Genomic DNA, 23,611 nt, shown 5'->3' with positions numbered 1-23,611 from the left:
CGTGACGACCTCTTCCAACCCCGTCCCTCGTGGCACCGGCTCCTTCGAGACGCCGGAGGAACGCCTCCGGAGGGTCCTCAGGACGCGTCCCGCGGACGGTCCGCTGCGGACCCTGGTGCAGAACGTCACCGACCTCTTCCGCAGCGACGCCTATGGCGAGGAGCTCACCCGGGCGGCGGCGGGCACCCAGGCCCCCGTGACCACCGGGCGGCGTATCGCCGTCATCGGATCGCGCGGCGGAGCCGGGAGGACGACGACGGCCGCGCTCCTCGCACGCGTGTTCGCGGCCATGCGCTCGGACACCATCGCGGCGATCGACGCCGGTACCGGTCTCGGCACCCTCAGCCTCAGGCTGGGCCTCGAATCCGCGCCGTCCGCCGCCGAGCTCATCGCCTCGGGACCCGTGGTCACCGTCGACGGGCTCGCAGGGGTCATGGGCAGGGCACAGGAGAACCTCCTGGTCGCGGGGAGCGGGGCCGCCCGCCTCACGGTGCCGCCCTTCGCCGGGACGCGCACGGAGGACGCGACGGGCCTGGCCCGCACCGTCTCCCGGTTCTGTCCCGTCACCGTCTACGACTGCGGCGCGGGGATGGAGCTCCCCACGACCGTCTGGGCCGTCGACCAGGCTCACGCCGCCCTCCTCGTGACCCCGGCGTCCGTCGCAGGGATCGAGGACGCCCTCGCCGTCACCTACCGGTGGCCGCAACCGGGCGAGCCCGGGTACGTGCCGCTGCTCGTCGTCGTCGTCCGCGTGGATGACCGCGCCGCCCTGGACCCCGCACGACAGGCCGCGCGGCTGAGCGGGGCGGGCATCCCCGCGGTCCACCTCGACTACGACCGGCACCTCGCGGCCGGAGTGGAACTGGCCCTGGCGCTGCTCGCGCGGAGGACGCGGCTGCAGGTGAGCGAACTCGCGTCCCGCGCGCTGCACCTGGCGATCGACGGAGGCGTCCGATGAGCGTGCGGATCGTGCACCGGCCGGCCCGCACCACGCCACCGGCCCGCCAGCTTCCGCCCTTCAGCCTGGACGCCCCACCACCTGTCGAATCCGGCGGGGGCGGGATGAACATGATGTCCCTCGTCCCGCTGCTCGGCGCGGGCCTGTCGATGACCGTGATGATGCTCTTCAGGGGATCCTCCCTGGCCGCCGTCGGCGCACTCATGATGATCGTCACCGTGCTCGCCTCGGTGGTCATGATGGTGAGCCAGCGGGGCAAGCAGGGCCGGCAGCGGCGGGAGCAGCGGGAGAACTACCTCGAGTACCTGGAGCGCGCGAGGACCCAGCTACGCGCCGAGGAGCAGCTCGCCGAGCGCGTCGCCAGGGTCGGCAGTCCCCCGCCGGACGCCCTCTTCGACATCATCCGCAACCCCCAGCGGTTGTGGGAACGCCGGCGTGCCAACGAGGACTTCCTGCGTGTGCGCCTCGGCACGGGCCCGAGGCGCAACCGCGAGATCCACGTCGCCAACGCGGGGTCCGCCCTGCAGCAGGCCGACACGTTCATGACGACGGAGCTGGAGCTGCTCAGGCAGCGCTACGAGTCGAGCCCGGACCTGCCCATCACGCTGCCCCTCGACTGTGCCGGAAACGTCAGCGTGATCGGTTCCCGCGCGTTCGTGCTGCAGGTCGGGCGGCTGCTCGTCGCCGAGACCGCGTCCTTCCACTCCCCCGAGGACCTGCTCCTCGCGATCGCCTGCGACGAACAGGAGCGCCCCGACTGGGAGTGGGCGACCTGGCTCCCGCACCTCGCCGACCAGCAGAAGACCCACCGGACAGGACCGGTGCGCCGGCTCGCACCGACGGTCGAGCACCTCTCCGACCTCCTCCGCGAGGATCTCCTCGAACGGTCGAGCCTCGCTGCCGAGTCCCGCAAGAACTTCCTCCGCGGCGGTGTCGGCGCTGCGCTGCCCCGCCTCCTCGTGGTGGTGGACGCCTACGGACGCCTACCGGTGGAACTGCACCTGCCCGACACCCACGCCGCGCCGGGTCAGCTCGGCATCACCACCGTGCATCTGGTGGCCGACAGGCTGCAGGAGCCGGGTGAGGTGGCGCTGCGCATCAGTGAGACCCCGGACGGCTTCATGGTCGAGAACTACCGGGTGGACAGCGTCGACCCCCTCGTCGAGCGCGGCATCCTCGACGACCTCCCGGTTCCCACGGCAGAGGCGGTGGCCCGCGATCTGGCACCGTTGCGGCTGTCCCCCGACTCCCTCGAACACGACGCGTCCGAGAGCTCGGTGGGGTTCCTCGAGATGCTGGGACTGACCCCTGAACTCGGGACCGAGGACATCCGCCGGCTCTGGCAGCCGCGCAGCGAGGTCGACTTCCTCCGTGTGCCCCTCGGCGCGGACGACCGCGGACGACCGACGCTGCTCGACCTCAAGGAGGCGGCCCAGTTCGGCCAGGGCCCGCACGGCCTGTGCATCGGCGCCACGGGATCGGGCAAGAGCGAGATGCTGCGGAGCCTCGTCGTCGGGCTCCTGGCCACCCACCCTCCCGAGACGCTCGCCATGGTGCTCGTCGACTACAAGGGCGGCGCCACCTTCGCACCCTTCGAACGGGCACCGCAGGTCACCGGTGTGATCACCAACCTCTCCGACGACCTCAGCCTGATCGAGCGGGTGTACGCCAGCCTCGCCGGCGAGATCCAGCGCCGCCAGGAAGTCCTGAAGTCCGCGGGGAACCTCGCGAACATCACCGACTACCAGCTGCATCGGCAGGAGCGGAAGGCGCACGGGGAGGACCTGCCGCCCCTGCCGCACCTCGTCGTCATCATCGACGAGTTCGGCGAGCTGCTCACCGCCCGCCCCGACTTCATCGACCTCTTCCTGTCCATCGGACGGATCGGACGGTCCATCGGCGTGCATCTCCTCCTCTCCAGCCAGCGCATCGAGGCCGGCAAGCTCCGGGGACTCGATACGTACCTGTCCTACCGCATCGGCCTCCGTACGCTGTCCGAGGCCGAGAGCAGGACCGTGCTCGAGACTCCCGATGCCTTCCACCTGCCCCCTGTGCCGGGGTTCGGCTACCTCAAGGTGGACACCACCACCTACACGAGATTCAAGGCGGGCTACGTCTCGGGCCCGCTCGACGCGCTGCTCGAGGAACAGGAGCACGAGGACGACGGCGGGGAGCTGGACGAGGTGCTCGAGGTCCCGCGGTACGCCGCCACCCTCCTCTCCTCGAACCCGGCGGCCAGGGAGGCGCCGGCACCGCAGTCGACCAGCGGATCGAAGCGGACCACGGGCCCCACCGTGCTCTCGACCCTGATGGAGACGCTGTCCACCTTCCCGCGCGCCGTCGACCCCATCTGGCTTCCTCCGCTGCCGGCCGGCATCTCGCTCGACGCCGCGGCCGGGGGGATCCAGACGACGAGCCAGGGGCTCCGTCTCGGCCACGCCATGACCCGGACCGCCCCCCTCCGGATCGGCGTCGGGCTCCTCGACGACCCGGCACACCAGTGGCAGGGCGTGTGGGAGCTCGACCTGTCCGCCAACGGCGGGAACCTCGCGATCGTAGGCGGTCCGCAGACGGGCAAGAGCACGGCGCTCCGCACCATCGTGGCCGGCCTCGCACTGACCCACAGCCCGGCCGAGGTGGGTGTCTACGGCATCGACCTGCTCGGCAGCTCGCTGATGGCCCTCGAGGGTCTGCCCCACGTGGGCGGGGTGGCCGTGCGCAGCAATCGCGAGGTGATCCGCCGCACCATCGACGAGCTCCTCGCCATGCTGACCGAGCGTGAGCGGCTCTTCGAGCGGTACCAGATCGACTCCCTGCCGACCCTGCGCCGCATGTGTGCGCAGGGCCAGGTCCCCGAGGTGACCAGTGCCGACGTCGTCCTGGTCCTGGACGGCTACGGCCAGCTGACGGACGAGTTCGAGGACATCGAGAAGCAGGTGCACTCGCTCATCGCCCGTGGCGGCGGATACGGCCTGCACGTGGTGACGACGTCCTCGCGCATGAACGAGATCCGCATCTCGCAGCAGAGCTTCTTCGGTAACCGGATCGAACTCAGGCTCGCGGATCCGGGCGAGTCCGCCCACGGCCGGAAGACCGCCGACGCCGTCAGCCTGGGACGTCCCGGGCGCGGCCTGGCGGCGAACGGGCTCCAGGGGCACTTCGCGCTCCCCCGCATCGACGGTGTCTCCGACGAGGACACGGCGGTCCAGGGCATGCGCGATCTCGTGGCCGCGGTCGCGTCCTCGACGGACCAGCGGGCCATGCGTGTCAGGGTCCTGCCCGAGACCGTGCCCGCGTCCACGGTCGCCGTCCCCGAGCGGCAGGCGCTGGTCCCCCTCGGCCTCCGCGAGGCGGACCTCGACGTCGAGTACCTCGACCTCGAGCTGCGCGAGCGGCACCTGATGGTCCTGGGCGACGAGGGGTCGGGCAAGACCAACGTCCTCCGCTCCGTCATCCGCAGCATGGTGGCACAGCACACGGCGGACGACGTGGTCCTCGCGGTCTTCGACCCCCGCCGCACCCTGGCCGACCAGGTCCCGGATTCCTACCTCGGCGGCTATGCGACCAGCGCCGCCCTGGCCGAGCAGCTCGCGGCCGCCGTCGCCACCGAGCTGGACAAGCGCACCGGAGCAGGCCGGGCCGCCGTGCAGCCGATGCCGCGCATCGTCCTGGTCATCGACGACTACGACATCCTGACCGCCGGTGGTTCGGCTCCCCTCGCGCGGCTGGCACCCTATCTCCCCCTCGCCGGCGAGATCGGCCTCCATGCCGTCCTCACCCGACGCGTGCGGGGCTCGTCGCGAGGCCTGTACGAGACCTTCTCCAGCTCCCTCCGCGACTCGGGGACGGCGGCCCTCGTCCTCTCCGGCGACCGCGGCGAAGGCCCCCTGGTCAGCGGGGTCAGGGCTCGCGCGCTCCCGCCCGGGCGCGGTCAACTGGTCCAGGCCGGGCGGCCGGTCCAGACGGTGCAGCTCTTGTGGAACGAGCCGGCAGCGGTCTCCGTGTCACCGGGCGCACAGGAGGGGTAGGCATGAGCAGTGACTGGACCGTGCTGTCCGTCGACGAGCCGACCGGAGAAGTCGTCATCGAGGCCCTGCATCACGTGGTCGACGCCGTCGACATACGTCCGTCCTAGGACGGGCACTGTCTGGAACTGCTCGACGACCGGTCGGTGACGCTCCTCGTCGTCGAGCGGGCGAAGCTCGTCCACACGCCGGCGGAGCTCGCGAGGCTGCACCCCGGCGCCGACGTCTCGGCACCGGAGGGATCCGTCGGCATCCCGGACCTCTTCACCTCCCCGGTCGCCGCCGACGGTTCGTCGCCGGTCGGACGCCGGTGTGGTGGCAGGACCTGCATACATCAGCCAACGTGCCCCGCACCGACCCGCTGGCGGAAGCCCTGGCGCACGCCGTCGCCCGTCGGTGCCGCGGGGTCGTGGTCGCACCGGCAGCAGCAGCCCCGTCCCGGCGATCGGGGTGCTGACTGTCGAGCGCACCTCCGACGCCGTGGTCGAATCGGTCGAGATCCTGGCAGAGAGCGACGACCCCCTCTCCTCCGCGGACCTGGCCGGATTCGCCGGGGCGCTGTACGCGGCACGGGCACGCACGGCGCTCGTCGGGCACGGGGTGGGCTACACGGGCCTGACCCGGCCGGCGCGCTTCACCGGCTCCACAGTTCCCGCCGTCCCCTCTTCGGTCCGGAGGCACTCGCTGCGACCGGCGCCGCACCCGCTGCGCGCCTCGCATCGGGGTCCGGCGGGGATGCGCGGCCCCTCGGGGCTGCTCCCGCCCAGTCCCTCGCCGTGCAGTATGCGCAGGAGGAGATCCCGGGACGGCAGCACCCCCTCGAGGCCTATGCCTCCCTGGTGGGGGCGCTGGCCCTCGTGTTGCCGGGCTGACCGGCTGACGGGCTGGCGGGCGCGGCGGCAGGATGACCGGCTGACTGGTTGACCGGCCGGGCAGAGCTAGCGGACGGTGAACCGTCTGTCGCCGAAGCGGACGCCGCACCCCGAGGGCAGCAGCATCGGCACCTCGGGGTGGAGCGGCTGCTCCACCCCGGTCTGGTCCAGGAGGAAGCTGCCGTTGGTGGAACCGCGGTCGGTCACCCAGACCGCACCGTCGTCCACGCCCACATGCACGTGGGTCTTCGAGACGGACCGGTTGAGATCGGCGAAATTGATGAGGTAGTTGACCGACTCCCCGGCCCGCGGTTCCGGATTACGGCCGATCAGGGCCTGCCCGGCGATCTCGACCTCCGTGCCGTCGTCGAAGACGAGCACACGCAGCACGGGGACGGCCGGGTCGCCCGCCGACACGTCAGGACCGGGCGCGGAGCGACCGCCCGCGTGCCCCTCATCGGGTGCCCAGGTCGTGCCGACGGCGACGTCGGGCGCAGCAGCACTGCCGGCGGGTGCGGATGCGGTGACGCCGGCGAAGGCCCGGTCAGCGCCATCGGCAGGTCCCGCTGCAGCCTCCGCGGCGGGTGCCCGCGGAACGACCCCGGCCGCGAGATCGGCTGCTGAGTCTTCCGACGGAGTCGTTGCCGGTCCCGCTGCAGCCTCCGCGGCGGTCGTCCCGGTCGGGTCTTCTCCCGCCGTACCCGATCCCGGTGGCGGATTCGACGGCGCGAAACGGTCCGTCGGGCCCCCGACCTGTTGCCCCGGCAGCCTGCGTCCGGCGAGCACCAGGTTCTCCACCCCGTCGCCGGACCGGCCGCTGACAGCCGCGTCCGCTCGGACCGGTACCGGTCCGATGCCTGCATCCTCGCCGTGCGCGACGTCGCGCGCAGGGGGTCCGTCGATGCCTCCGGTGACCAGCGGATCGCGGCCTGCGCGGACATCCACCACATAGGTCCCCACCAGCTTGTCGTGCCAGCCCCTCCGCTGCCCGTCACGGTCCCAGAGGTTGGAGACGAGCACCACGACGGGACCGACCAGCGGGACGATCGAGGCAGCGGCCAGGGCCAGCGCCCTGACGAGGACGGGACCGAATCCCGGGGGCCCACCGGCGGGACCGACGGTCCTGAGGCCCACCACCACGTTTCCCGGCGTCCGTCCCGACACCGACTCCCAGACGAGCACGCCGATCCAGTACAGCAGCGCCAGACCCGAGGCCGTCAGCACCGCCGTGGTCCCGCCACCGACCAGGAGGGCGACCGCGACTGCCAGCGCGGGCAGGACGGCGTCCAGGACCTTGGCGATGACACGCTGTCGGGCGAGGGCGTTGACGAGCTTCGGGGCCATGGGATGGGTCCTGTCTTCCTGGGGGTGCCGTGCAGGGACGTCCCCCTCACCGTGCGACACCGACCGTCCTGATTCTAGGTGGGCGCGGTGCCGGTTCCTCCGCCACCCCTCCGGGGGATCATTCGTCCTCGGCGCGGCCCTGCTGGGTGTCGAGCAGGCCGAGATCCTCGGCGGTGACGAGGTGGGAGGTGATCGCGTGCTCGACGAGCCGTGCACGCCTGTTGGTCGCCAGCCTGCCCGCTCCGCCGCGAAGTCCCGCCACACCCACCCGATCCAGCTTGTCGCACACGTTGTCCAGCTTGCGGTTGAAGCGGGTCAGCGCCCACCCGAGCGTCTCGGCAGCCTGGGCGGACGAGGGGATGGCGCTGTAGCCGGTGCCTTCACGCCGCAGCAGGGGTTCCGCGAGCGCGACAATCACCGCCTTCTGGGCATCGGTGAACCGCACGGGTCCGATCGTGGCCGCTCCGCCGCTGTCCTCAGCCCTCGCCTGCTGCCGGAAGGCAGGGGTCCGCAGGTGGATGTCGAACTCGTAGGTGGTCGGTCCGGCGGTGAAGACGACCCGCGTCTGGCCGAAGACGATGGGGATGCGCGCACCCGGCGCGACCCAGGCCTGCATGCCGCCGGTGGTGTCCGCGACGGTCGCCGAGATCATGCTGCCCACGTTCGACAGCCACCAGATGCCGTTCTGCCGGGCGATCTCCAGGAACTGCCGGTGGAGGTACGGGTTCTCGTCCACCGCCAGGTCACCCTCCCTGCCGATGCTGAACACGGCGTCGTCGGGCGGCTCGTGCCACTCCCCGCAGTAGTCGAGCGCGAGCTCCCCCATGGTCATCCTCTCCGCGTCATTCGGGCTGTTCGGGCTGTTCGGGCCAGCACGCGGCCGCAGGCTCCGACCCCTGGCCGTTGCCGCGCGCTGTCTGGACGTCGATGCACGTGGTACCGGACGGGTCCGCCGGCACCGAGGCGGTGGTCTGCAGCGTCCGGGTCCAGTCGGACGTCTCCCGCACCGTGACGGTGCGGAATCGGTAGACGTCCCCGTCCCGCGGGTCGGGATTGGTCCAGCTGAAGGTGACCGAGTCTCCGTCCGCGCTGCCCTGCACCGCTTCGGGCGGGGGCACGTTGCCCTCCACGCCCGCGAGCGGGTCGGCGGGGGGTTGCGTGAAGCCCGGCGGCGGCCCGGTGTCCTCGTCCGTCCCGCCCAGGGCGATCGCGGCGATCACGATCCCGCCCACGACGGCGGCGCCCGCCGCGAGCAGAGCGGATGTACTGCGTGCGGGCCGTGCCCCGCGTCCCGGAGCGTCGGGCGGCGTGGCTTCCGCCCCGGACGGGAGGGTCGACGACGTCGTGCGACCCGTGGTGCCCGTATCCGCTCCCGTCCGACCGGATGACGTGCCGGTACCGCGAACGGCGGAGGATCCGCGGAGAACCGTCCGTCCCCCGTCCGGATCCCCCTGCGCTGCGTCCTGCCCCGTCCGAACGGGCAGGAACCGGGGGGTCGCGGGGCGGGTGGTCGGCGCGTCGGCGAAGGTCGGCCTGGGCGAGCCGGCGCCGGGGTCGATCGACAGGACGCGCCGTACGCGCGTCGCCTCCTCGCCGTCGTCCTCGCCGACCGTGTCCCCGGTCTCGTCGAGGACCTCGAAGGGCGTGACCGAGAATCCGAGCTCGGTCTGGATGCGCTGCAGCGTCAGTCCGAACGAGTAGGCCGAGGGGAAGCGCGACGACGGCTGCTTGGACATCGCCGTGGCGAGCGCCAGTTCGAGGGAGTCCGGGACGTCCTCGCGGTGCGTCCGGCGCAACGGTGCAGATCCGATCCGGTCCATCAGTGCGAGTTGCCCGTTGTCCGCCCCCGGCTGCACGAAGGGTGAGTGACCGGCGAGCAGGGTGTAGACGGTGGCACCCAGGGACCACACGTCCGCGAGCACGCCGTCCACCGCCTCGTCCCCGAACACCTCGGGCGGTGACCACGGGACGGACATGCCGTGGTCCTGCACATCGCCCGTCCCGCCGATGGTGCCCGAGATCCCGAAGTCGGTGAGGGCGGGACGGTTGTAGTCCGTGACGAGGATGTTGGCCGGCTTGATGTCGCGGTGGACGATCCCCGCGCGGTGCGCCGACTCGACCGCCGACGCCACCTGGACGCCCACCGTCAGTGCCTCCGCGACCGAGAGCGGGCCGCTGCGGTAGCGGACGTCGAGGCTGGGCCGGGAGCAGTACTCCATGGCGAGGTAGGAGTGCCCGTCCGCCGTGGTGTCCGCCTCGAAGATGGTGACGATGTACGGGTGGGAGGACAGCTGCGCCATCAGATTCGCCTCCGCCTCGAAGGCCCGGCGTGCGCCGTCGGTGCGCAGGTCCGAGAGGAGCACCTTGACGGCGACCCGTCGACGCGGGCGGTCCTGCTCGTACAGGTAGACGTCGGCGAAACCGCCGGAGCCCAGGAGGCTGACGTAGCGGTACCCGGGAAGGGCGGGAGGCGGCGCCGGCAGTCGCTTCGGGCTCACGGCAGTCCCTCGAAGCGCAGGGAGACGTCGTCGGCCAGCTGGGCGACGTCGCCGTCGAGCAGGAAGGCCGTCTCGCCCTCGCCGAGCCGGCGCGGTGGCTGGCCTGCTCGGAGCAGCAGCGTGCCGTTGGTGGCCCGCAGGTCGCAGAGCAGGACGTGCCAGCCGTCCAGGCGCACCTCGACGTGCGAGCGTGAGATGTCACCACCGCCGCTCGGCACCTGCACGAGCCGCGGCATCTCCCGGCCGGCGACGCGCGAGACGGAGGGCTGCCGCCCGAACACCAGCGACCGGTCGAGCTCGAACACCTCTCCTGTGCTCAGCCGCACCTGTCCGAGGCTCGGGCGCCGCACCTGTTCCGTCTCGTCGTTCAGTCCGGACCCGCAGTGGCTGCACACGGTACGGGTGGGCGCGTTGGCGTGCCCCTGACGGCACAGGCGTGCCACGACCAGCGGACCCGTACCCGGGCTCGACGGCGACCGGAGCGAGCGCTCCTGGGCATCGGGACCAGCGGCGCCGGGCCGGACGATCGTGTCCGCGGAGTCGGCGTCACCCACGGCCTGCGGGGCGGTCGGCCTCCGGCCCTCCGCCTCACCCGGAGCCTCCGGTACCGGCGCTGCAGATACCGGCACCGCAGGTGCTGGTACTTCCGGTATCCGCTCGTCCGCTTGGTCGGAATCCACATCGGGCGAGGGCGGACCCATGATCGTGTCACCGTCGTGATCGCTCATGCCTGCGGGGATCGGTGCGGAGCGTGGCCCATCGGCGTCGGCATCGGCGTCGGTATCGGCATCGGCGGGCCTCGCGGCCACGGCGGTCCCGTCGTCGGTGGTCCGGACGCCGGCATCGGCGGGCCTCGCGGCCGCGGCGGTCCCGTCGTCGGTGGTCCGGGCGTCGCTCGCTCCGGAGCCCGCGCCCTCCGCATCGGCGCGCAGCCAGGGGATGGAGTCGATCAGGGTCTTCACCGGACGGGCGGGCCGAACGGGCACCGGGTCGGTCGGCCGGGGTGGGTCCGCAGCCGGTGGGCGGGTCACGGGCACCACGGCCTCCCGCGCGGGGCTGCCGGACACCCCGTCGGCACCGGAGACCCGGACGACGTCGGGCGTGCCCGGGACGCGCGTACCGCCACGGATGACCGAGGCCAGCACCATGCCCGACTCCATCGGATACAGCGGGCCCGGCGGCACGGCTTCACCGCAGGCGAGCTCGAAGGCCCCGCGGCCACCACCCTCGATGACGCTCTCCGTCCACGTGGTGATGCGTCCGCCCCCGGCCACCCGCGCCGTCTCCGCCCCCTGCTCCCCCGTCGTCAGAGCGAACGGACCCCGCAGCATCACGTGCAGGTCCTCACCGACGGCCAGGAGCGCGAAGGGCGGCACCGCGTCGAGTCCGGCACCCAGCCCGCGTGCGGCGACCGGCAGCAGGTGTCCGAGCGAGACGCCCGGAAGCAACGCCTGCCACAGTCGCTCCAGGTCCTCGACGGGCGTCGATCGCGGGACGACGGCGACGAGCCCGTGCCGGACGAGGCAGAGCCACTCCCCCGGGCTGTACCCGAGCGGTGCAGGGTTCACGCCGGCGCACCGGGAAGCCGGGCGTCCCCGTCCGCGGCGAAGAGGCCGCCCCGCGGCACCGTGATGGCGTCCGCGTCGTGGCCGCCGAGATCGCTCGCGTCGATCACGATCACGGTGACGTTGTCCCGCGCGCCGGACCGGAGGGTCGCGGCGATCAGCTCGTCGCAGGCCTCCTGCGGGTCCTCCACGGTGCTGAGGATGGTGCAGATACCGTCGTCCGTGACCTCCCCGCTCAGCCCGTCGGAGCACAGGAGGATGCGGTCGCCCTCCTCGACGGGCATGAGCCAGAAGTCCGCCTCGGCGTCGTCACCCGTCCCGAGCGCCCGCGTGACGACGTGCCGGCGCGGGTGCGTGCGCGCCTCCTCCTCCGTGATGCGGCCGATGTCCACCAGTTCCTGGACCTCGGAATGGTCCACGGAGATCTGGCCGAAGGTTCCGCCGCTGAGGCGGTACGTCCGGGAATCGCCCACGTTGAAGAAGAGCCAGTAGGGCGCGCCGGATTCCTCGACGAGCACGGCGCCGGTCAGCGTGGTGCCCGCGTGGCCGCCCGCCTCGCTGCGGATGCGCTGGTCCGCGTCCCGGATGAGGTCCTCGAGATCGTTCGCGGTGAACTGCGGCGCCCTGCTGCCGATGATGCTGCTGGCGCCCAGCGTCCGTACGCAGATGCTGCTGGCCACCTCGCCGGCCTCATGGCCGCCCATGCCGTCGGCCACGGCGAAGACGGGCTCCACGGCGATGAAGGAGTCCTCGTTCAGCTCGCGGCGGAGACCCCGATCCGTACCGAACCCATACGTCAGGCGGATGCCGAGGCTCGGTGAGGAGCGGCGGGCGTCGTCGCGCTCGGGGTCGACGTCGGCCGGGACAGCGGGGCCGCCGCCTGCGCCGTACCCCGTTCCGCCCTGGTCCGCGGTACCGTGCGCGCTCGACGCACCACTGCCCGACGCAGCTCCGAGGTCGACGGCGTGCGAGCCGTGGGCCTGCGGCTCACTCATGGTGGTTCCCGGGAGCGGGCCGGCGAAGCGGAGGGGGTGTCGCGGCAGGGCGGGCTCGATGGTCGGTCATGACCCCATTCTGCCCTCTGCCCGTCGGCCCGGGGCGGAGGACGTCGGCGGGCCGTCAGCACCCTTCGCGTCACGCCGGCGCGCGTCGGCGCGCAGTCGCCGCTCCCGGCGCAGCGATCGGGGCGAGTAGCGGGCGCGCTGCCGCTTCCAGTACCCGACGGATCCTCTGAGGTCGCCGAGGGAGGCGTCGACCGATCGCCAGTAGTCCTCGACCTCCTCCTCGGAGGGCTGCCCGGACGCGAAGATCCCCGCGTCGGCCCGCCGGGCGAGGACCGCCGTGCCGGCCCGGCCGGACGGGAAGGCGGCGCCGAGGGCGGCGGCGCTCTCGCGTCGGGTCGCCCGTGGATCCGGCTCGGCACCGAGGTCCGTCGCGAGACTCAGGACCTCGCTCCAGCCGCCGCCGACCCGCTGGGCGGGCTCGCCCGTGAACCGGCGCCGCCTACGGCGTCGTGCCTTGAGCCCTGCGACGACCACGAGGGGCAGCACCAGCAGGACGAGGGGGATCGCGGCGAGGCCGATCAGTGTCAGCACCGGGGCCAGCTCGTCGAGGAGGTCCTTCTCGCGGTCCTCCGCGTCCTGGGCCTCGGGGGCGGCGTCCGGCGGCAGCTCGGCCGGTTCCTGCGGTGGCGGCGGGGGCTGCAGGACCTGCGGCTTCGGCGAGGATTTCGGCTGCTGCTGCGGCGGTACCGGTTCGTTGTCCTCCGGGGGCGTGGGGTCGAAGGGGACCCACCCGGCGCCGTCGAACGCGATCTCCACCCACGCGTGCACGTCCTCACCGGTGATCTGCAGGGGGGCAGAGGGGTCCTGGACCTCGTCCCAGTCCGGGTAGAAGCCCATGACCACGCGGGCCGGGATGTCCGCCTTGCGCGCCATCAGGGCCATGGCGACGGCGTACTGCTCGTCGTCGCCCACCATCTCGTCGGCGTCGAGCAGGGACAGCATGCGCGCCGCCCCGTGACCGGGCAGGGACCGCGCCTCGTCGTCCTTCCCGTTGCTGAAGTATCCCTGGGCGCTGAGCACCTGCTCGAGGCTGCGGGCGCGCTCGAGGGGTTCCGCGGCCGATCCGATGTACTCGGCGGACTTCGTCGCGATCACCGGCGGATCGTTCACGACGCGCGGCAGGGAGAGCTGGGCGAAGTCGTACTGGGCGAGCTGTTCGTCGCTCAGCTTCTCGGGGAAGACGGCGTCGACCTCGTAGGCATCCCCCTCCTGGACGCCGATGGTGGACAGCGCGGTCCGCGCGTCGTCGTTGTAGTACAGCGCGCGGCCCAGGTCCTCTCCGCGCGGTCCCCCGAGACGCACGCCCTCGACGTCGCCGGCGGCCGGCAACCAGACACCGGAGTAGTCGCCCACCGTGATGGACAGCCGCGCACGCGTGCCGCTCACCGGGTCACCGCCGGCCCCGCTCAGCCGGGCCGCGTCACCCACGCGCGAGAAGCTCCCGGCGGCCTGCGGGTCCACGTTGTAGACCACGCCGTCGTAGGTGTCGAGGGCGGCCAGGCGGAGGCGTTCGCCCTCGGGGAGCCCCTCGACGGTGAAGAGGACGTCGTTGGTGCTGTCCTTCACATAGGTGCGGAAACTCGTCAGCGGGCTCGGGTAGGCGTAGAGGTCCACAGGAGGCTCGACGACGTCCCGGAGGACCTGGCGATCGGAGCCGCCCGTCACGAGCGGTGTGACGGCGAGGGTCAGCAGCGTCCCCACGGCGAGCATGCCTGCGCCGAGGGCGAGGCGCCTGTTCCGCCCCACGGTCGTTCCGGTCGGGTCCACCGGATCCGCCGGCACGAGGGAGCGCGTGGCACCGACCCGCTGGAGGTCCCGCCGGTAGGCCAGCCAGACGAGGGCCACCAGGAGGAGCAGCGTGCCGCGGACGGCCGGCAGGGACACCCGGTCCGTCCCGAGGGCGATGCACCCGCCGAACACTACGAGGACCGGGACGAGGGTCCAGCCCGCCCCGCGACCTCGCCACGCCAGTGTCCCCGCCACGACCGCACACACGAGCGCCGCCAGGAAGGGCACCACGAGCGTGCCGCCCGCCGTCCCGACCGGCGGTGCGACGGTGAGCAGGTCCTTCCAGGACAGGACGACGCCGAGCACGATCACGCGGAGCGACTGCAGGGTCGGCAGGACACCCCCCAGCGCTTCCTGGGGTGCGGCCAGCGCGCTGCCTGCCACGAGGTAGGTCAGCGCGGCACCGTTGGCCATGCGCCAGGCGCGCCAGCCCCGGCGGGCGCCTTCCCACGCCAGTGCGAGGCCGAGCACCACGCCCCCGACGCCGGCGACCAGGTAGCGCGGGTCGTCGCCGAAGGTGGGCCCGAGGGCGAGGACACCGAGACCCAGGAGCACGAGGAGCACGAGGGCGTCGATGATCCCCTGCAGGGGCGGGACAGGGGATCGCCAGTCGGCCGGATGTTCCCCCAGGATGCCGCGTCCGGCCTCGATCCTGACGTCGGTGGGCAGGTCCGTCCCCGCGCGGCCGGCAGGCCGCACGGTACTCACGCCGCGGCCTTCCGCAGGACGAGGGCCAGATCATCGAGGTCCCCGAGGGTCAGCACCGTCAGGTCGCCGATGGACGACCGTGCGGCGGGTGCTCCGTCGATACACCGGATCGCCAGGCAGCGGATGCCGGGCGGGATCGAGGCCGCGGCAGAGCGCAGCTGCGACGGGGTGACCGACTCGCCGACCACCAGGAACACCACGGAGGCGTTGGGGACGGAGTCGGCCGTGGTGCGTGCGAGGTCGACGGCGGTGGCGCGGAGGACCCTGCCCTCGATACGCGTCACGGCATCCAGCAGGGCACGGCCGGTCTCGGAGCGCAGCGGGCCGTCCTGCGTCAGGACACTCAGGTTCCGCTGCTCGCGCAGCGCCTGCAGCCCGATCGACGCGGCGACCGAGACCGCGAGTTCGAAGGCCGCCTCGCCGTCGTATTCGGCAGTGGTGACCGACAGGGCGACGGCCAGGTGCGAGCGCCGGGTCTCCTCGAACTGGCGGACCATGAGGGTGTTGGTGCGCGCGGTGGTCTTCCAGTGGATGTGACGGCGGTCGTCGCCCGGCACGTACTCGCGCAGCGCGTGGAAGGAGACGTCGGCATTCGAGAGCTCCCTGGTGGGGAGCCCTTCGAGGTCCTTGATGAAACCGGCCGCCGAGCCGGTGAGCGGGGCGGTGCGCGGGTGGACGTAGAGGTCCGTCGGGTCCGTCCAGGTCACCTGCCGGCGGAGCAGTCCGAGCGGGTCCTGTCGCACCGAGCGGACGGGCCCGACGACGATCACCGCGCGTCGCTGGGTCGGGATGCTGAAGAGGTCCTCGTGGTCCTGCCCCGGCCGCAGCCGGGGCAGGTGGAACAGAGCGGTGGAGGCCCCCACAGGCAGCTCGAGCGACGCCGGGAGCAGGGTGCGGTCCGAGGCGTTCGCGACGGTGACGCCACCGACGGCACGGTCGCCGACCGCCACGCGGGTGCGGGCGAGGTCCAGCTCCACCTCGTAGGCGGAGCGGCCCAGGATGAAGGCCACGGCGAGGAGCAGCAGCACGGCTCCCAGCACCGCCGCGATGACGGCCTCGTCCCAGCCGAGGGCCGTCCCGAGCGTGGCGAGGAGCATGACGAGTCCGAGCAGCAACCATCCGAGCGGCCCGACGACGTCGGTCACCGGTGCCGAGGCGTGCCGGATGCGCTCTCGGGCTCGGCGCAGGAGTGCAGCGATGCGGGAGGCCGCGACGCGACCGGCGGTGGTCCGTCCGGCTGGCGCCCGTACCGCGCCTCGACCGGCAGCCGGCCGTCCAGGTGCCGCCCGGTCCTGCCCTCGGCCGGCCGGCGGGCGGTCGGCCGCTGCCCGCTGCGCGGTCGTCCCGTCCGCTGCCGCACGGGACCGGCGGGGTCGGCGGGCCGTGGTGGAGCTCATGCTGTCCTCATCCGGTCGGTGCAGCCGTCAGGCGGACAGGCGCTGCTGGGGCGCGGGGACGTCGTCGAGGACGCGGCGGAGGACGGCTTCCGCCGTCGCCCCAGCGAACTCCGCCTCGGGGTCCATGACGAAGCGGTGCGTCCACACGAAGGGGGCCAGCTCCTTGACGTCGTCCGGCAGCACGTAGTGCCTGCCCTGCCCCGCGGCCCAGACCTTCGCCGCGCGCACCATCGCGAGGGCTCCGCGCACGCTCACGCCGAGCCGTGTCTCGGGCGCGCTGCGGGTCTGCTCGGTCAGTCGTGAGATGTAGTCGAGCACGGCGGGGTCCACGTGGGTGTCGGCGGCGAGGTCCGCCATCTCCACGACGGCGGACGTGGTGATGATCGGCGTGAGCGCCAGCGAACGGTCCCGTGTGGCGGCGCCGCCCAGCAGCTTCACGGTGGAGGCGTGGTCGGGGTAGCCGATCTCGGTCTTGATGAGGAAGCGGTCCAGCTGCGCCTCCGGCAGCCGGTAGGTCCCGGCCTGCTCGATCGGGTTCTGGGTGGCGATGACCATGAAGGGCCGCTCGTTGGTGTAGCTGACGCCGTCGACCGTCACCCGGGACTCCTCCATGACCTCCAGGAGCGCGGACTGCGTCTTGGGCGAGGCCCGGTTGATCTCGTCGGCGAGGACGATGTTCGCGAAGACGGGGCCCCGGTGGTACTCGAAGTTCTGCGTCTTCTGGTCGTAGATCGTCACGCCGGTGACGTCCGAGGGCAGGAGGTCGGGGGTGAACTGGATGCGGGAGTGGCTGCCCCGCACCGTCGCGGCCAGGGACCGGGCGAGCATGGTCTTGCCGGTGCCCGGGGCGTCCTCGAGGAGCACATGACCCTCGGTCAACAGCGCCGTGAGGACGAGGCGGACCACGTACGTCTTGCCGAGCACGGCCTCGCCCACGTTCTCCACGAGCTTGTCGAAGGTGCCGGCGAACCAGGTGGCCTGTTCTGCGGTCATGGTCATGTGGTGCGTCCTCGAATGGGGTGGGTGGGGTGGGTGGGGCGGTCGGTGGAGCTCAGATGCTCACGGGAGCGGCGTCGACGGCGCGGTCAGCACGGACGCATCCCGTCCGGCGGGTTGTTGCCCGCCGTGGTGTGGATGCCCTTCAGGAAGAGGCCGTCGTTGTTGGCGTCACGGTTCGGACCGGACTTCTGCCGGTACCAGGGCCCGCTTGCCCGGTTGATGTAGCAGTTGGAGGTCATGGAGGTGTTGTTGTACATCCAGTGCTCCCCGGCACAGTCGCGGGTCGCGTCGTTGAAGTTCGTGCCGTTGGCCGGGTCCATGCAGCTGCGCGAGCTCAGGTCCGGACCGCCGGCCGTGATGGTCCATTCGGTCTTCGGTGGGGGCGGCGGTGGAGGGGCTTCGCCACTCCGTGCGGCGGCCTCGGCAACCGGCCCCGGCTGGTCGCGGGAGTTGAGCGAGCGCACCCTGATCGAATGGCGCTCGCCATAGCCGCTGGTGTTGACGGTCCTGCTGCCCGAGTTGCCCACGTCCTCCCAGCTTCCGCCGTCGATGCTGATCTGGATCTGGCGGACGTCGTGCGCGGAGGTGCTCGGAGCACCCCAGCTGAGCTCGAGGCTCTTCTGCTCGGCCCGGCCGTCCCGCCCGGACGCCGTGGCCGCACCGGGTGAGCCGTACGGCCGCACGGCGGCGGAGGGCGCGCCCGGGTCGCTCGTGTAGCTCGAACCGTCGCTGGCGACGAGCGCCCGGACGGTCGCGGTCACGTTCTCCCCGTTGGCGAAGCCGCCCACGGTCTGGTTCTGGCTCAGGGGCCGCCAGCCCCCACCGTTGAAGCTCGCCTCGTAGGAGACCTCGCCCGCGCGGGCGCCGTTGCGCTGGGCGGCGGAGAGCGGGGTGAAGGTGATGGTCACGGCGCGGCCCGCTCCACCGGTCTCCGCCTCGACCAGTTGCGGCGGGGCCGGTGGTGCCGGATTGCCGACCGCGCGCCGAGGCGCGGACTGCGCACCGTACTCCGACCAGCCGGCCCGGTTGAAGGAGCGCACCGCGTAGGAGTAGTCGGCTTCCGCGTTGTCCACGGTGATGGTCTGCTGGGATGCGGGAGCCTCGGGGAGCGTCCGGACGAGGGCGCCCCCGCGGAACTCCTGCACCTGGTACTTCGTCACCGGGGCGCCGTTGGGGTCGGCGTCGTTCCAGTCGACGGACAGCTGGCTCTGTGCACCGACGGACTGGGCGCGCGTCGTGGTCGGCGCCTGCGGCACCCCGGGCAGCCCGGCGGGCGTCTCGGCGGCGGAGTAGTCGCTCCAGTCGGACGGGTCGGGGGCGGCGTTGCGCGCCTGGACGCGGACCCGGTAGGCCGTCCCGTTCTCGAGGCCCTCCCAGACCACGGGGCTGCCCGCAACGGAGCGCTGGGTCGCTCCGCGGGGCGGGGCGGGTGAGATCTGCAGCTCGTAGCCCTCGATCGGGGACCCTTCGTTGGTGGGCGGCGTGAAGTCGACCGTCAGCGATCGGTCCCCGAACACCAGCGTGGGTGGGGCCGGCTGGTCCGGTTTGGTGTCGGGCCGGGCCGGGGCGCTCGCGGGCGAGGGGTCGGAGGTACCGTTCGCGTTGGTGGCCGTGACCTGGAAGACGTACTCGACGTTGTTGGTCAGCCCCGTGATGGTGCAGGTGGTCGTGGGGCATTCCTGGGTCACGCCGCTGGTGCCCGTCACGGTGTAGCCGGTGATCGGTGAGCCGTTGCTGGCCGGCGGATCCCAGGACATCACGGCGGTCCTGCTGCGCACGGACTCGACGGTGGGCGTGCCCGGCGCACCCGGCGTGCCCTCGACGGTGAGGCGGATCTGCCCGGTCGCGTACCGGTTGCTGTCCCCGGTCTTGTCCCCCACGGTGTACTGGACCGTCATGCTGCCCACGAAGTCCGCTGCGGGAGTCACGACGACGGCGTCGCCCTGCAGGGTGGCGGTGCCGTTCCCGTCGGCGGTGGCGTCCACGACGGTCAGCGGCGTGTCCTCGAACGGGTTGGCGTCGTTCTCGAGGACCGGCACCGTGACGGGCTCACCCTGGATGGCCTTGGGGACCACGTCGGTGTTCGCGACGGCGAGCGGGCGGCTGGACGCGAGGACGGTGAGTTCCACGACGTTGATGGCCGTCTCCTGGCCGTCGGTGACGGAGATGCCGAGGCGGCCGACCGTCCCGGGGCGCGCAGCATCCGTCGCGCGGACCTCGAGCACGGACCCGTCGAGCGTGGCGTCGAACCCCGGCGGGACCTCGCCCTCGACCGCGAACGCGAGCGCGTCGACGTCCTCGGGGTTGGCGTCGCCGGCCAGCTGCCGGAGGTCGAGGGATGCCGCCGGCTCCGCGATCGCGGGTTCGAGCGACCCGGAGGTCAGCGTCGGGGGGATGTTCCGTTCCGCGGCGGGGATGACGTTCGTCAGGACGGTCAGCGTGCTGCTGAGCCCCTCGGGGTCGTCCGGTCCGCTGCCGTCCGTCACCTCGAACGTGATCGACCCGCGGCCCGCGTAGTCGAGGTCGGCGCCGTACACGAGCGTGCCCGGGTCCCGGATCAGCTCGGCCTGGTTGTCGACCCCGATGGCCACGACCTTCTCGGCGACGGTGACGCGCGGGGTGCGCCCCTCGCGTACCTCGACGAGGGCACCGAGGTCGAGGACGAGGTCCTCGCCGGCCGTCACGTCGAGGGGTGCGTCGGAGAGCAGCGTGGGGTACTGCTCACCCAGGCGGGGAACCCAGATCACGGCGCGGGCGACTCCCCCGTCGATGTCCTCGACCTCGTACGGGATGAGCTGGTCCTCGGCGGTGAGATCGACCGTCACCACGTCGTCCCGGCCGACCGTGACGCCCTCGTAGGCGGGGTCGACGGTCACCTCGAGGTCCTCGCGGACACCGTCGGGATCCTCGTCGTTGTCGAGGACGGGGACGACGACGGCGGTCTCCCCCCTGGTCTCGGACGGCTCCACGCGGTCGTCACGGGCGATCGGCAGGAGCAGCTCGGCATTCTGGTCGACCGTGACGGTGATCGCCGCGTCGGCGCTCCCGCCCCGGCCGTCCGTGACCCGGTACCGCACCGTGAAGGTGCCCTGCTCCTCCGGCGCCGTGAACAGGATGCGGCCGTCGCGGATCTCCGGCGCCATCCCGGCAGGCTCCGCGGAGAGCGCCTCCGGGACCAGGCGCAGGGGATCTCCGTCGGGGTCGGAGTCGTTGCGCAGGGCCTCGACGGCGATGGCCCGCCCGGGCCGCAGCAGGACGCCGTCGTCGACCGCGACCGGCTGCTGGTTGGACTCCGCCGCAGGCGCGATGCCCACCTGCACCGTCCCGGTGTTCTCCAGGCCGAAGCGGTCCCGCACGCGGTAGGTGAAGGAGTCGGTCCCGGCGCCCGTCGCGGAAGCGGTGAAGTCGATGTAGTTGGTACCGGGGACGGCGGCCCCCTGGCGCGGCGCGCTGTCGATCCCGGTGAGGAACACCGAGTCGCCGTCGGCGTCGATGCCGTCCAGCGGCACGGGGATGCGGATGGTGGACCCCGCGATCACGCGGCCCTCCAGGTTCCGCGGGACCGGCTGGGCGTTCTTCGCGTCGTCGCGCGCCTTGATGGTGATCCGCACCTCCGCGGAGTCCACCTGCCCGGTGCTGTCCTTGACGTCGTAGATCGCGTAGACGGTCTTGGCGGTTTCACCGGCGACGAAGCGGAGCACGTTCTCCGACGCGAAGATGCGGCCGTCGGCGGGGTCCACGGACTGGGCCAGCACCGGATCGAGGGTGAGGGCGTCCCCGTTGGGGTGCGTGTCGTTGTCGAGCACCGGGATGTTCACGACGTCGCCCACGCGTACCGTGGCGGCATCCGGCGTGGCCTGCGGCGGGAGCAGGGTCTCCGGTCCCGCCACGGACAGCACGCTGACCTCGCCCGTCGCGGAGGCGGTGCCGTTGGAGACCGTGTACGTCAGGGTGGTCTGCTGGTTGAGGCTGCGGACGTCGTGGATACGGAGGATGTCGTGGTCCAGCAGGGCGACGTCCAGCGGTGATCCGTCCGGGGTGCTCACGGACTGCACCACCATCACGCCGCCGGTCGGGTCGGTGTCGTTGGCCAGGACGTCCACCAGGACGTCGCCGTTGCGGGGCAGGAGCGCGACGTCGCGGACGGCCACCGGCGCTCCCTCGATCCCGCTGGTCCGGGCATCCACCCGGATGAGACCGGTAGCGGTCTGCGGGCCGTTCGTCACCAGGTACTCGACGTAGGCGGTGCCCGCGGCCGACGGTGTGAACGCGATCGTCCCGGTCTCGTAGTCGGGGGCGATCGGGGCGTCCCCACCCGTGGCCTCCGCCCGCGCGAGGCTCAGTTGCCCGCCGGCCGGGTCGAGGTCGTTCTGCAGCGGTGAGAGCTGCACCTCCTGGCCCACGACGGCGGTGAAGTGGTCGAAGTTCGCGACCGGGGGCAGGACGCCGTTGGCACGGACGTCGAAGACGATCGTGCCCTCGACCTGCTCGGCACCGTCCGAGACCACGACGGCGACCTCCTTGACGCCCTGGCTCTTGCCGACGTCGCGGAAGGTCAGGAGCCCGTCGGAGCGGGTCCGGACCTGGTCGCCGTCGGGCGTGGGCGCGGCGCTGACCAGGAACAGGTCATCGCCGTCGGGGTCCTCCCACGTGTTCAGGATGTTCTGGCTGACGCTCCGGCCCTGCTCCACGAGGATGGTCGTGGGCCGCTTCGCGCGCGGCGCCTCATTGGTGTCGGGACCGCGGACGTCCACCGTGACCGACGCGCCGGCCGTCCCACCGCGTCCGTCCTCGATCTCGTACCGGTAGGTGCTCCTACCCTGCGGCGCGTCCTCGGGCACCACGATCTGCATGCCGGCGCCGTCGTAGATGCTCTGCACCGTGCCCGACGCCGGCTGCTCGCCCGCCAGGGTGGCCGTCAGCAGGTCCCCGTCGGGATCGGTGTCGTTGTCGAGGACGTTGAGGATGGTGGTCCGGCCGGCCCGCGCCCCGAAGCTGTCGTCGGTGGCGACGGGCGGGCGGTTCTCGCCCGAGCGGTCGGGCAGCGTGTTGACGGGGTTCTCGCTCGCGGACTCCTCGTCCTGCTCGTCGGACTCGTCCTTCGGCGGGATGATGTCACCCCAGTTGTCCACCAGCTCGAGGTTCTGCTGGACGAGCCAGACGTCCCCGGCCGCGGTGTCGTTGAGCACCACCACCTCGCGGTTGACACGGAAGACCAGCTCGGACTCCGCCCCGATGTTCGGGATGTCCTGGCGCTGGTCGTCGGCGTCGTCGCGGCAGTCGCGGAGGTAGGTGGCGGCTCCGGCCCACGCGGCGTGCAGGCACGCCCCCTGCACCACGGGCACTGCGGGCCGGCCGTTGCCGATGTCCGTCACCACGGCGTCGGCGCCGTCGAGCGGCTGCTGGATGAGCGAGGTCTCGGTCGCGATCGCGACGGCGTCCGCCGCGGGCCCGCTCTGCTGCAGCTCCGCCCGCTCGGTGTCGTCGAAAGCCACCAGCGTCCCGTCGGGGAGGAGGACCTGCCCGGACGCCGGGTCGAAGACCACCGCGTCCTGCCCGATCACGGCGACCTGCAGGTCACCGGAGTCGGCGAGCTCAGGGACCTCGCGGACGTCGGGCTCCTCCCACGTACCGTCCTGGCGGACATCGTAGGTGGTGACGGTGGCGTCCTCGGGGTTCGCGACCACCACGCGACCGGTCGGGGAGACGGCGGCCACCGAGCCCGGCCCGGAGGACACGGGTTCCTCTTCCTGGTCGTCGAAGCCTGCGAGGTCGGCCGCGGTGGTGATCCAGACGGTCCCGGATGTCTGGTCGGTGACGGCCACCGTGGTGCCGCCCATGGCCACCTCGGCCGCTCCGGGCAGCTGCACCTCCGTGCCGCGCACCACGTTGGCGATGTCGACGGGGCTGACCTTCGACTGGTCGGTGTTGATGTTGAAGACCGTCGACGCCTCCTGGCGGAGGTCGAAGGCGTCGCTGTTGGCCGCGTACCCGCCGTCGAGGAGGCGTGACTGGTAGTTGAGGTGGCCCACCATGCCGAGGTTCTCGTTGGTGACCCATACGCCGCCGTCGTTCAGGTCGACATCGGCGGTCGCGAAGCCCGGATAGAGGAGCGCACCGGCGACGACGCCACCCGTCACGGCAGTGGCGACCGCCGTCGAGAGGGCGCGGCGATGCTTCACCTGCGCGCGTCTGAGACCTACGAACTTCACTCTTGTGCCCCACTTGATCGGTACTGCGGGCCACCGACGCGCGGCGAGCACGCCCCGGAGGACGGGCGACGGGCGCATGGGTGGTCGCTAGCAGTGTCGCACGGCGTGCCGGTTGTGCCAACGCGGGGCGTCCGGCGGGAACGCCAGGGGCGGAGGCGTGGCGTCCGGTCGCCGCTACACC

The 23,611-nt window shown here is 72.4% G+C and carries 11 protein-coding genes; 2 read left to right on the top strand and 9 right to left on the bottom strand.

Translation table 11 applies throughout. From position 1 onward, the window contains the following. The first annotated feature begins 1 nt into the window (after nt 1). Both NVV32_RS04840 and eccCa read left to right on the top strand, forming a co-directional pair. Nucleotides 2-958 (top strand): hypothetical protein, encoded by a 957-nt coding sequence (locus NVV32_RS04840; protein ID WP_422391567.1) that lies wholly within the window; start codon nt 2-4, stop codon nt 956-958. Then, nucleotides 955-4,986: a type VII secretion protein EccCa gene (eccCa, locus tag NVV32_RS04835; RefSeq protein ID WP_422391566.1), complete on the top strand. Its 4,032-nt coding sequence runs from the start codon at nt 955-957 to the stop codon at nt 4,984-4,986. Before NVV32_RS04840 ends, eccCa begins: the two co-directional genes overlap by 4 nt. A gap of 935 nt (nt 4,987-5,921) precedes the next feature. On the opposite strand, the gene NVV32_RS04830 is transcribed toward eccCa, so the two are convergent. The 9 genes from NVV32_RS04830 to NVV32_RS04790 all read right to left on the bottom strand — a co-directional run bounded on the left by NVV32_RS04830 (nt 5,922) and on the right by NVV32_RS04790 (nt 23,400). Beyond that, a complete protein-coding gene (locus tag NVV32_RS04830; RefSeq protein ID WP_422391565.1) occupies nt 5,922-7,199 on the bottom strand; it encodes an RDD family protein in 1,278 nt (425 codons plus the stop codon). A gap of 118 nt (nt 7,200-7,317) precedes the next feature. Continuing rightward, nucleotides 7,318-8,025 carry a hypothetical protein gene (locus NVV32_RS04825; protein WP_422391564.1) on the bottom strand — a complete coding sequence of 236 codons (708 nt, stop codon included), beginning with the start codon at nt 8,023-8,025 and terminating at the stop codon, nt 7,318-7,320. Between the two features lie 16 nt (nt 8,026-8,041). Continuing rightward, a complete protein-coding gene (locus tag NVV32_RS04820; RefSeq protein WP_422391563.1) occupies nt 8,042-9,697 on the bottom strand; it encodes a serine/threonine-protein kinase in 1,656 nt (551 codons plus the stop codon). Beyond that, nucleotides 9,694-11,265, bottom strand: a complete 1,572-nt coding sequence (locus NVV32_RS04815; protein WP_422391562.1) for a hypothetical protein — start codon at nt 11,263-11,265, stop codon at nt 9,694-9,696. Before NVV32_RS04815 ends, NVV32_RS04820 begins: the two co-directional genes overlap by 4 nt. After that, nucleotides 11,262-12,257 (bottom strand): PP2C family protein-serine/threonine phosphatase, encoded by a 996-nt coding sequence (locus NVV32_RS04810; protein WP_422391561.1) that lies wholly within the window; start codon nt 12,255-12,257, stop codon nt 11,262-11,264. The genes NVV32_RS04815 and NVV32_RS04810 overlap by 4 nt, the downstream gene beginning before the upstream one ends. A 66-nt stretch (nt 12,258-12,323) precedes the next feature. After that, nucleotides 12,324-14,822, bottom strand: coding sequence for a transglutaminaseTgpA domain-containing protein (locus NVV32_RS04805; protein WP_422391560.1), 2,499 nt, complete (start codon nt 14,820-14,822; stop codon nt 12,324-12,326). Further along, on the bottom strand, nt 14,819-16,219 hold the full coding sequence (locus tag NVV32_RS04800; RefSeq protein ID WP_422391559.1) for a DUF58 domain-containing protein: 1,401 nt from the start codon (nt 16,217-16,219) through the stop codon (nt 14,819-14,821). Before NVV32_RS04800 ends, NVV32_RS04805 begins: the two co-directional genes overlap by 4 nt. A gap of 27 nt (nt 16,220-16,246) precedes the next feature. Then, a complete protein-coding gene (locus NVV32_RS04795) occupies nt 16,247-17,218 on the bottom strand; it encodes an AAA family ATPase (protein ID WP_422391558.1) in 972 nt (323 codons plus the stop codon). A gap of 86 nt (nt 17,219-17,304) precedes the next feature. Beyond that, nucleotides 17,305-23,400 (bottom strand): Ig-like domain-containing protein, encoded by a 6,096-nt coding sequence (locus tag NVV32_RS04790; protein WP_422391557.1) that lies wholly within the window; start codon nt 23,398-23,400, stop codon nt 17,305-17,307. Between the last annotated feature and the right edge of the window lie 211 nt (nt 23,401-23,611).

Origin of the sequence: Arthrobacter sp. N1 (genome assembly GCF_048288285.1) — a bacterium.
In the GTDB taxonomy this organism is placed as follows: domain Bacteria; phylum Actinomycetota; class Actinomycetes; order Actinomycetales; family Micrococcaceae; genus Arthrobacter_D.
This window is presented reverse-complemented; position numbering and strand designations above follow the sequence as displayed.

What these genes read in the sequence shown, in the direction of transcription:
- NVV32_RS04825 (WP_422391564.1), bottom strand. Translation starts at nt 8,025, where the DNA reads ATGGGGGAGCTCGCGCTCGACTACTGCGGGGAGTGGCACGAGCCGCCC.
- NVV32_RS04800 (WP_422391559.1), bottom strand. Translation starts at nt 16,219, where the DNA reads ATGAGCTCCACCACGGCCCGCCGACCCCGCCGGTCCCGTGCGGCAGCG.
- NVV32_RS04795 (WP_422391558.1), bottom strand. Translation starts at nt 17,218, where the DNA reads ATGACCATGACCGCAGAACAGGCCACCTGGTTCGCCGGCACCTTCGAC.
- eccCa (WP_422391566.1), top strand. Translation starts at nt 955, where the DNA reads ATGAGCGTGCGGATCGTGCACCGGCCGGCCCGCACCACGCCACCGGCC.
- NVV32_RS04830 (WP_422391565.1), bottom strand. Translation starts at nt 7,199, where the DNA reads ATGGCCCCGAAGCTCGTCAACGCCCTCGCCCGACAGCGTGTCATCGCC.
- NVV32_RS04810 (WP_422391561.1), bottom strand. Translation starts at nt 12,257, where the DNA reads ATGAGTGAGCCGCAGGCCCACGGCTCGCACGCCGTCGACCTCGGAGCT.